This window comes from Pediococcus damnosus (genome assembly GCF_001437255.1).
GTDB classification, from domain to species: Bacteria; Bacillota; Bacilli; order Lactobacillales; family Lactobacillaceae; genus Pediococcus; species Pediococcus damnosus.
Genome location: NZ_JQBD01000097.1, coordinates 1 through 6,276, shown reverse-complemented (window position 1 = coordinate 6,276; position 6,276 = coordinate 1). Strand labels below are relative to the sequence as shown.

The following is a 6,276-nucleotide window of genomic DNA, read 5'->3' as shown; positions in this document are numbered from 1 at the left end:
AGATTGCCGATCTGATTGCTAAGGATAAAGATAACGGGATCATCTCAACAGGCAAAGTTAGTTTAATTCCAACCAATGAGGGTGTAAATACAAGCCATGAGCTTGGAAATGGTACAAAGCACTATGAAATCACCATTCATACAGCCGACGAAACTAAGGCTGCACAAGGCAAGATTGCCGATCTGATTGCTAAGGATAAAGAAAACGGGATCACCTCAACAGGCAAAGTTAATTTAATTCCAACCAATGAGGGTGTAAGCACAAGCCGTGAGCTTCTTAATCATGAATTTCTTAATAATGATAAGAAAAAAACAGCACAACTGTTAATTAACCATGGTAATGAGCACGAAAATGTAATCAAAAAAACAGTCATTCCAACTGTTAATGGTAAAGAAGCCACTAAAAATTCAGCAACTAAATCGATTGATTCGTCTAACGCTGATCAAAATAAGACAAAAGTTAATAGACTTCCCCAAACAGGTGAAAAACAGTCCGCAGGTCTTTCTGAGTTAGGTTTTCTTGCAGCATTGTGTGCTCTTTTTGGTTTTACTTTCATACCAAAAAGAAAGCATCAAGATTAATTACAGGTAAATAAATTCGCTAACAACTTATTTCTCACTAGTACCCAAAATTATGCTAATGAGGATGAAGTTATAGGCTAACGTTAGGGCTTATATTCATAACATGAATATGAGCCCTTTTGTTATGATCTGACGTAGCCGGGACTTATAGACTAAGCATACTTTTATCAAATCTTACTGATAAATTATTCTACTTCTTTATTACTTCAGGAATTCTGATGTCTTTGAAGTTGATGGTGTAATGATTAGCTTTTATGGATTGCCACTTTTAAGAGGATATGAAGTAATATGATACATGCTATAATGTAGTGAAAATAAACATAAGACTTTGGAAACTGTTTTTAATTAGTTGCTTATAGTTTTACTAAAGGATGAAGGTGAAATAATGAAAAGCAATTATCGGGTTGTTGAACTATTAGTTCAGCTGATGGCCGGCAAAACACTTAAACAAGCAGATATTCAAAAAAAGTATGCGATTAGTTTGCGTACCTCCCAACGTGACTTGTCCTATATCAAGAATGCATTGGCGGAATACGATGCTGGAGAGATGATAGAGCAACAGGGGACATATTATTTATCGCACCAAAGCGAAACAAAAGATCTTGAGATGGCTTTAGCAACCAGCAACATTCTATTGGGTAGCAGAGCCTTAACACCGGATGAATTAACCCACACATTAGATTTTCTTAGTCGTGGATTATCTCCAGCTATGCAAAAAGCTGTTCATAAACAGTTAGCTTTTCCTCGTGAAAGTTATACGCCACTTTCTGCACCAAAACCGTTACTTAGTCGATTACGAGGGATTGCAGCCTGCATTGCCAACAATGAGAAACTGGTTTTTACATATCATAGTAGTCATTCAGGAGAACCAAAGCCCCTCATTCATCATGCTCAGCCGGTTGCAGTGTTTTTTGAAATACACTATTTTTATGTGGCTATGTGGAGCAGAGAACGCGGTGGGTATTGGCTATATCGCCTTGACCGCATCGTTGATATTTTGGATAAATCACCCGGAAAGAAACTCGATTACGCAAAACGTTTTTCATTACAGGATCATCGTCACCAAGTCTATTTGGTAGATTCAGGGTCGTTGACCAAAATTAAATTTATTTATCGAAACTATATACAGACGGCGTTGGATAACTTTCCTGATGCCCGTGTCATTCAGAAAAATGCGGATGGCAGTACGGTTATTGAGGCCTATGTTAAAGTTGACGGCGCAATGATGTGGTTACTGAGCCAAGGAGCCGGTTTACAGGTTGTTTCGCCACCCTCACTGGTCAAACGGATGCGAGATGCGTTGAGTGCAGCTCGTGAACAATATCTTGAATAAGAACTAAACAAATAACGTGGTATTGAATTAATTTTCAATATCGCGTTATTTTTTTGGTTGCTTAAATAAAATTTTGTATAGCACTCACAAATGACATAATATGACACCCACTATTAGTACTATGTAGAAGGATATATGTAGCCATGTTTACATAGAAAAATAAGGAGGAGTTTTATGATGATTAATTCGAAAAGCTTAAAAATAACAGGAAAGAAATTTATACTTACTTCGTTAGCAGCTATCTCATTAATGGGTGTAGGCGTTGGAATAACAACTGCAGTGTTAAATGCTCAACCGACTGAGGTAAGTGCTGCTACTGATCTCGGTTATCTTATTCGGGATTATACGCCTAGCGAAGGCGATTACAAACATTCTGTTCCATTGCCTATGTTAGATCTTAAAGTAGGTCAAACAAAAACAATTAAGGTACCACAAATTAAAGGATACACATCAAACGTAAAAACAGTAAAAATCACTGAATATGGACCCTACTCTATGTTATCAAATTATTTTTATTATACAAAGAACAAATCAACGCCAAAGGCACCAGCAAAGGATCCTGTAAGTTATAAATCTCAGAAATCGTCTATGCAAGTTCGTTTAGTACCAGGTCACGACTTTTATAATCACGTTCCAGGTAGTAAATATAATGCTAAACGCACTCATTATGGCAAAACTTACAAAGGTCGCACCGTCACAATCAACATGACAGCAAAACGACCAGGCGTCAAAACACCATATTATCGTTGTGTAGTCGGTGGTAAAACTATCGGTTGGATCTACGGCGGTGCACTTGTAAATGTTGCTAAATATAAAACTGTGAAGAAGACAGCTACGGTTGTTTCGAAGCCTACCAACAACTTCTACAATCACGTAACTTCAAGTATCTATGCCACGAAATTAACGCATTTTGGTAAGACCTACAGAAACAGAAAAGTAACTATTAACATGCAAGCTACGCGGCAAGGAACCAAGACGCCATATTACCGTTGTTCTGTAAATGGCAAGAGTATTGGTTGGATTTATGGTAGGGCGTTAAGCAATGTTCGTTAGATTGAAAAACAAGGAGAAAAAACAATGATTAAAGACGAAGCTTATTTCACTTTAAAAAAAGAATATGCTAAATATGGTAGTTGGGCACTTTGGAATGTGTCAGATGTGACAAAAACTATTCACACACCTGACTGTTCTATTGATCCCGTTAATTTACAATTAAAAGATGCTGATTATCGGCATAAAAACTTAACTAACAACGGAATCATTTTAGGCTTAAATTGGTCCGAACGCGGAGCATGCAGTACCGATGATTGGGCTAATTTCCATGATGTAACTAAAAATAGTCGTGATTTTAATATTGTTAAAATGATTTTGAACACACCTTTTAAAGGTAGTTATATGACCGATATCATTAAGAATCATCTTGAGACGAATGGATCGGATGTTGCACAAGCAAGTAAACGGCCTGAAAATGCTGAGAAATTAAGTAAAAACGCCAAGTTGCTACAAGGTGAGCTCGATCTGATTCGACCAAATTATTTAATTGTATTTGGTAAAGCAGCAGAGAAAGTGCTTAAACTCATGATGGATCGTGACTTACTAGACATTAAAGCGGCCAAAATTGTTGAGTTAGATCACTATTCCGCTGCATTGTCCGCAGAAAAAATATCTGCAGCAGTCGAAAAGCTACAAAAATTACCGCTTAATTAGTTTTCAAAGAGTAGCGCACAAATGAAGTTGTGCGCTACTCTTTGAGTTAGTCAGTACATTGTTTTTAAACATGTTTTGAAGGAGTTGTTAGCTTTGAGTAAAGATGAAAATGACCAACAAGACACACCAAAATTGGTGAGTCGAGCGAACAATAATGATAGTGAAAAACCGATAGAATTACAACCCGAGTATGGTAAATATATCTATGGTGAAATTATTCGTGATTTTCCTGATATGATTGATTACCTTGGGCGACTGAAATTTTCTGCCACCAGTACTTGTATCGATTTATTGGCATTGGCGCAGTCGTTACGAGTCCGAATTAATTATAGTAGCGATTTAGATAAGGATTTTATGCTTTATCAACCAAAAACAGAGGCCATGAATCGGCATAACGTTGAGGCTGTATTAGTTGTTACAGATAAACAAATGACTTATCAGAATCAAGCATGGTTTGTCGCACAGGGATTGGCGACGTATATCCTTGATTTTGCAGAATATATTCCTGATTTTAGCGAAAATAAAGATGCCATGAACAAGTGGACCGTTTTCAAACTTGCAGAGGCGTTGTTGCTACCAAACGATTTGGTGGAGCGAGTCGTTGATCTTTCGATGGCGTTGAATGAAAAAACGTTGGATAAAGTAGATCAACAAAATCATTTTTTGGTTTTCAATGCACCACGGACAAGCATTATTACACATACGGCAGCACAATTGGCAAATGTACCAGAGTGGCTTATGTCGCAACGAATAGAGGAATTCTATAACGGTTAATAAATGCCAAATGTTCACTTTTTTGAAATCGACGTCCAAATGATTAAAGATGAAGCGTTTAAAAAAACTGATTAAAAAGTAATTTTATTTGTTACTAAGTTTGTTAGCGACATAATGTGTCACGTCCATTTTATATAATAGCCACTGTTGTAAATAAAAAATATTGAACGAGGGAAGATAGGAAAATGAAAAAGGCAATTATTGGAACCATTTTAGGTCTAAGTTTATTTGGATTTAGTGCATCAGGAATTACGACTGCTCAAGCAAGCAGAACAAGTGTTGTAAGATACACTAATATTCGGGATGCAAAAGTCCATGTGGCAAAAGGAACGATGTATACATCTGCTAAGCTAAGTAAGACAGCACATTATGCCAAAAATTATAAGTACACAACTTTTACCAAAACTGAACAGGCAACTGTTAAGAAGAATGGTAAAAAAGCCGTCTATCAATATATTAAAGCTGGCAAGATTAAAGGCTGGATTTGGCATGGATATGTTAAAAATGGTAAGGCTAGTAATGGTGTTTTGAAATATACTAATATTAAAGACACCAAGGTTCATGTTTCAAAAGGAACATTATTTACAACTGCTAAACTAAGTAAGGTTGCTCATTATGGTAAAAACTATAAGAGTACGACTTTCACGAGAACAGAACAAGCAAAGGTTAGAAAAACTGATGGTAAGACTTATACTTACCAGTACATTAAATCAAACAAAGCATCAGGCTGGATTTGGAGTGGCTATGTAAAGGCGGGTAATGCACCTCGATCATTTAGTAGTTATAGAGCCGCATTTCAGGATTATATTCAAGGGACGGGTCTAGCTTCCACGATATATACTCAAAATGATTTACAAGATATTGCCGTTCAATTAGAAAACTATGGTTCAGGTTGGAATATTGACGAATCATATAATGGAACACAAAAGGATCTTGCAGCGTTTGAAAATATTTATAATTTATTTAAGAGTCGTTTTTCTTCCAGTCAGCGGACGCACTTCACTTCTATGATTAATAAGACGAAAGCGGAAAAAGCATCAAGTGCTGATGATAATGATGCAATCAAGTCAGATTTAGGACAATTATCGAATGCTTTAGGTGAAGCAGTTGCAGCATTTAAATAATATAAAAAGATTTTATTAAGTTAGTAGATTACTAATGTTTTAAGATAAAAAGAGGCCAGAAGCAAAATCAATTCTGATTTTGTCTCTGGCCTTTTGGTTACTTAAGTTTGTGGTTCGAGTTTATTATATATTTTTAAATCAATTAATTTTGTGTATCCATCTTTCCAATCTGTACTTGCAACTGTCCCAGTGCTTTTTCAGGGGTCACATGATTATCCGTCATTTGACCGATGGATTTATTTAAGGCGGAGAAATACTGTTCGTACCCGATAAATGCTGGGTCTTGGAAACCAAAACTAAGTGACCGTACCGCGGCCTTTGCAGTCGGATTCTTTACTAAGTAATTTTGGTAATCAGTATCTTTTTGAGCCGATTTGGTCAACGGCACGTAACCCGTTTTTTCTGCCCAACTAATGGTTTGCTTCTTGCTCATTAAATATTTTACAAAGGCAGCGGCGCCTTTACGTTGTGATTTTGAAGCAGATTTAAACATTACAATATCATTTCCTGCCATTCCTGCTGACTTTTTACCCTTATAACTTGGTAATGACGTTGTACTCCAGTGCAAATTTTTAGGTGTGGACGCCTGAAGTGTCGAAATTGCAGCCGAAGAACCACTGTAGAAGAGGGTTTTACCTTCAAAAAAATTTGTGCTTCCATACCCATCTGTCCCAGCGGTTGTGGCTGTTCCATTCTGGAGCATATCCCAAATCACATGTGTAGCGGGTTAGTGTAAAGTTTTAGTAGGAAAGTGAAA

Annotated in this window: 7 protein-coding genes; 6 read left to right on the top strand and 1 reads right to left on the bottom strand. The window is 36.8% G+C overall.

The genetic code is table 11. From position 1 onward, the window contains the following. From IV84_RS09190 to IV84_RS09165, 6 genes are all read left to right on the top strand, one after another. On the top strand, nt 1–581 hold a 581-nt coding region (locus IV84_RS09190), incomplete at its 5' end, for an LPXTG cell wall anchor domain-containing protein (protein WP_162261354.1). Between the two features lie 385 nt (nt 582–966). After that, nucleotides 967–1,914 (top strand): helix-turn-helix transcriptional regulator, encoded by a 948-nt coding sequence (locus IV84_RS09185; protein ID WP_226996016.1) that lies wholly within the window; start codon nt 967–969, stop codon nt 1,912–1,914. Between the two features lie 177 nt (nt 1,915–2,091). Next, complete coding sequence (locus IV84_RS09180) at nt 2,092–2,967, top strand: GW dipeptide domain-containing protein (RefSeq protein ID WP_062916598.1); 876 nt, start codon at nt 2,092–2,094, stop codon at nt 2,965–2,967. Between the two features lie 24 nt (nt 2,968–2,991). Then, nucleotides 2,992–3,621, top strand: a complete 630-nt coding sequence (locus IV84_RS09175) for a uracil-DNA glycosylase family protein (RefSeq protein ID WP_046871760.1) — start codon at nt 2,992–2,994, stop codon at nt 3,619–3,621. Nucleotides 3,622–3,714: 93 nt separating this feature from the next. Continuing rightward, the gene (locus tag IV84_RS09170; RefSeq protein WP_046871759.1) at nt 3,715–4,395 is read left to right on the top strand and encodes a hypothetical protein; all 681 of its coding nucleotides are present in this window, start codon (nt 3,715–3,717) and stop codon (nt 4,393–4,395) included. A gap of 185 nt (nt 4,396–4,580) precedes the next feature. Then, entirely contained in the window at nt 4,581–5,519 is a 939-nt protein-coding gene (locus IV84_RS09165) for a hypothetical protein (protein ID WP_052694526.1), read from the top strand. Between the two features lie 142 nt (nt 5,520–5,661). Here IV84_RS09165 and IV84_RS09160 read toward each other — a convergent pair whose 3' ends face one another. Beyond that, a complete protein-coding gene (locus IV84_RS09160) occupies nt 5,662–6,222 on the bottom strand; it encodes an extracellular solute-binding protein (RefSeq protein WP_081036100.1) in 561 nt (186 codons plus the stop codon). Between the last annotated feature and the right edge of the window lie 54 nt (nt 6,223–6,276).

Bases quoted from the DNA above. Each gene is read 5' to 3' on its own strand.
- IV84_RS09185 (WP_226996016.1), top strand. From the start codon at position 967: ATGAAAAGCAATTATCGGGTTGTTGAACTATTAGTTCAGCTGATGGCC.
- IV84_RS09165 (WP_052694526.1), top strand. From the start codon at position 4,581: ATGAAAAAGGCAATTATTGGAACCATTTTAGGTCTAAGTTTATTTGGA.
- IV84_RS09175 (WP_046871760.1), top strand. From the start codon at position 2,992: ATGATTAAAGACGAAGCTTATTTCACTTTAAAAAAAGAATATGCTAAA.
- IV84_RS09180 (WP_062916598.1), top strand. From the start codon at position 2,092: ATGATTAATTCGAAAAGCTTAAAAATAACAGGAAAGAAATTTATACTT.
- IV84_RS09160 (WP_081036100.1), bottom strand. From the start codon at position 6,222: ATGCTCCAGAATGGAACAGCCACAACCGCTGGGACAGATGGGTATGGA.